Source organism: Micromonospora sp. ALFpr18c, from assembly GCF_008868155.1.
In the GTDB taxonomy this organism is placed as follows: Bacteria; Actinomycetota; Actinomycetes; order Mycobacteriales; family Micromonosporaceae; genus Micromonospora.
This window is the reverse complement of record NZ_WBKR01000341.1, coordinates 1-2957: the sequence shown is the minus strand read 5'-3', so window position 1 is coordinate 2957 and position 2957 is coordinate 1. Positions and strand designations below refer to the sequence as shown.

The following is a 2957-nucleotide window of genomic DNA, read 5'->3' as shown; positions in this document are numbered from 1 at the left end:
CACCGACGTCGAGCTGCGCACCCGCTGGGAGCCGCCGCACGGCCTGTTCATCGCCGAGGGAAAGCTGGTGCTGCGCCGGGCGCTGCGCGCGGGCTATCAGCCGCGCTCCTTCCTGGTGGACGCGAAGCGGGTAGACCAGCTCGGCGACCTGCTCGACCACGGACCGGCGTACGCGGCTAACCAGGAGGTGCTGGAGGCCGTCACCGGATTTCACGTCCACCGAGGCGTGCTGGCCAGCTTTCATCGCAAGCCGTTGCCTGCGGCCGAGGACGTGTTGGCCAGCGCCCACCGGGTGGCGGTGCTGGAAGGGCTGAATAACCACACGAATCTGGGAGCGGTGTATCGGGGAGCCGCCGCTCTCGGTATCGACGCGGTGCTGCTCTCGCCGTCCTGCGCCGATCCGCTCTACCGACGCAGTGTGCGGGTCAGTATGGGCGAGGTGTTCGCCGTCCCCTATGCGAAGCTGGACCCGTGGCCGGAAGGGCTGGACCTGGTGCGCGCCGCCGGCTTCACGATCCTGGCCATGACGCCGGCACCCGATGCAGTGCCGATTCAGCGCCTCACCGCGGCTCAGCGAGCGAAGGCCGCCCTGCTGCTGGGAGCGGAAGGCCCCGGCCTGACGGCGGCGGCGCAGGCGGCCAGTGACGTGCGGGTGGTCCTGCCGATGCGCCGTGGTGTCGACTCGCTCAACGTGGCGGCTGCTGCTGCGGTGTCGTTCTGGGAGCTGGGCCGCGAGGATGAGCTGGGAATGCCTCCAGCTTGAATTAGGCCGTGTTGTGAAAGTGGATCAAGGTCGTGGGTAATCGCGTGCTGTGGAGCCGGACGGACTGACATACTCCGCGCCGTGACGACTGACCACGGCTCTGGTTCGACTCTGACTATCGGCGAGCGCGACACTGACCTCAATGACCGATTGACCGAGGAGCTGGTCGCCTTCAACACAGCCGCCACAGGTGCGGCTGATCGTGGAACGTTCTCGATCAAAGTCGCCGACGATGCAGGTGAACTGGTCGGCGGGCTGGCCGCATGGACTTGGGGCGGTCTCTGCGGCATCGAGCTGCTGTGGGTCCGCGAGGACAGCCGCAAGGACGGATGGGGTAGCAGGATCCTGCAGGCAGCTGAGACAGAGGCACTGCGACGCGGATGCGATCGCGTCGCCGTCTCCTCTTTCACCTTCCAGGCTCCCGGCTTCTACCAGCGCCACGGCTATGCCGAGACTGGTCGGACCCTGGGCATCCCTGGGGGGCACGCAGACGTGCACCTGTTCAAGCCGCTGACCGATTCGACGCCGTCGTGCCGGTCGTAGGCGTGCTGGTCAAAGCCATTCGTTGATGGCCGCGATCAGCACCGTCGTTTCGTAGCGGACCGCGAGTTTCTCGTATCTCGTGGCCACGGCCCGGTGGCGCTTGAGCCGATTGATGCCGCACTCCACCGCGTGGCGCTCCCTGTAGTCGTCCTTGTCGAACTTGGGCGGGCGGCCGCCGCGCGTCCCGAGCTTCTTGCGGTTGCGCGCTTGGTCGGCCTTCTCCGGGATAGTGCAAACGATCCCGCGTCTGCGCAGGTAAGACCGATTCGCGCGGGAGCCGTACGCCCTGTCCGCGCGGACCCTGTTCGGCTTGGTCCGCGGCCGGCCCGGGCCGATTCGGGGTACCCGGATGCCCTCCAGGACCGGCAGGAACTGCGGGCTGTCGTGCCGCTGCCCGGCGGTGATCAGCAGCGACAAAGGCTTCTGGCCCTGCTCCACGGCCAGGTGCAGCTTGGTGGTCAGCCCGCCGCGCGACCGCCCGAGGCAATGGTCGTCGGGCTCCGTGAAAACGCCGCCGGGAGGCTCCTTCTGCAGTGCCCCCTTTTACGCGCGCCAGCAGCGTGCTGGTGAGCCCGGGCGATCGTGGAGTCCACACTCACGTCCCAGGTGATCAAGCCCTTCGCGTCGGCTTCGGCCTGCAATTGCACGAAGATTTGCTTCCAGCTACCGTCCCGCTGCCAGCGTCGGAACAAGTCGTAGACCCGGTCCCAGGGCCCGTACCGCTCGGGCACGTCGCGCCATGGCGCACCAGTCCGGGTCCGCCACCTTATGCCGTCGATCAACTGTCTACGCGTCCATATCGGTGGCCGGCCCGGCTTCTTGCCATGCGGTAGCAACGGCTCAAGTCGCCCCCACTGGCCATTCGTCAGATCACCACGCTCCACAACAAGTGATCATCCACGACCTTGATCCACTTTCACAACACGGCCTAGTAGCCCGCCCCAGCTCGTCCTCTTCGGGGGGAGGAGGCGAACCGGGGCGGGCGGTCGTGGGCGCTGAAATCGTCAGCCGGCGGCGCTCCGGTGCTTCGCCCATGCGCAGGTCCAGGCCGCAAGATCATGCACCCACCCGTCTGCGCTCTGTTCGGCCTTGACCTCCCATTTCGCGGCGTTCATCGCGGCGAAGGCGTCGAGAGCGTCGCGGCCAACCGAGGTCCAGGCCGGGAACTGCCCCAGCCACTCCTCGGCCTGCGCCGGGCTGTGGCCACTGCCGATGAGCCACTGCACGAGCAGCGCCAGCTCGACCCACGAGGCGGCCTCAGTCGTCCACGCCCAGTCGACAACGCGTAGCCCGTTCGCCGTGAGGATGAGGTTGGTCGGGTTGATGTCGGAGTGAACGAGCGTTCGGCCTTGCATCTCGGGCAACGCAAACCCGAGGCGGCCCGCCGGAGTGAACCAGGTCCCGGGCGGAGCCGGCTTGCCCTGAAGGGCCTTAGAGCGACCGGCAATAGGCGTTACTTGAGTCGGCGGGTGGTGGGTCGGGTGTCCCAGCGGTAGAGCGTGCGGGCTCGTTGGATGAGTTGACGGATGGTGACGATCGCTGCGGCCAGGTACAGGTAGAAGTCGATGATCTGGGCGTTGCGGTCGGTGCGGCGGCGGATCTTGCCGAAGCCGTTCATCCAGGAGTTGGTTCTCTCCACGACCCAGCGTTT

At 67.2% G+C, this 2957-nt stretch carries 4 protein-coding genes and 1 pseudogene; 2 read left to right on the top strand and 3 right to left on the bottom strand.

The features are described 5' to 3' along the window. A partial coding sequence (locus F8271_RS30740; protein ID WP_151493290.1) for an RNA methyltransferase occupies positions 1 to 763 on the top strand: 763 nt, incomplete at its 5' end. A gap of 81 nt (positions 764 to 844) precedes the next feature. After that, positions 845 to 1306, top strand: a complete 462-nt coding sequence (locus tag F8271_RS30735) for a GNAT family N-acetyltransferase (RefSeq protein ID WP_225854883.1) — start codon at positions 845 to 847, stop codon at positions 1304 to 1306. Positions 1307 to 1315: 9 nt separating this feature from the next. Here the strand turns inward: F8271_RS30735 and F8271_RS30730 are convergent. The 3 genes and pseudogenes from F8271_RS30730 to F8271_RS30720 all read right to left on the bottom strand — a co-directional run. Beyond that, a protein-coding gene (locus tag F8271_RS30730) for an IS5 family transposase (RefSeq protein ID WP_370462005.1) occupies positions 1316 to 2190 on the bottom strand; the annotation gives its coding sequence in 2 pieces (ribosomal slippage) (positions 1316 to 1843 and positions 1846 to 2190; 873 coding nt in all). 120 nt (positions 2191 to 2310) lie between these two features. Continuing rightward, complete coding sequence (locus F8271_RS30725) at positions 2311 to 2661, bottom strand: hypothetical protein (RefSeq protein WP_192580537.1); 351 nt, start codon at positions 2659 to 2661, stop codon at positions 2311 to 2313. Positions 2662 to 2759: 98 nt separating this feature from the next. Then, a pseudogene (locus F8271_RS30720) lies at positions 2760 to 2957 on the bottom strand (IS5/IS1182 family transposase); the annotation flags it as partial.

Excerpts from the sequence above, each read along its gene's own strand:
- F8271_RS30725 (WP_192580537.1), bottom strand. The coding sequence starts at position 2,661 with ATGCAAGGCCGAACGCTCGTTCACTCCGACATCAACCCGACCAACCTC.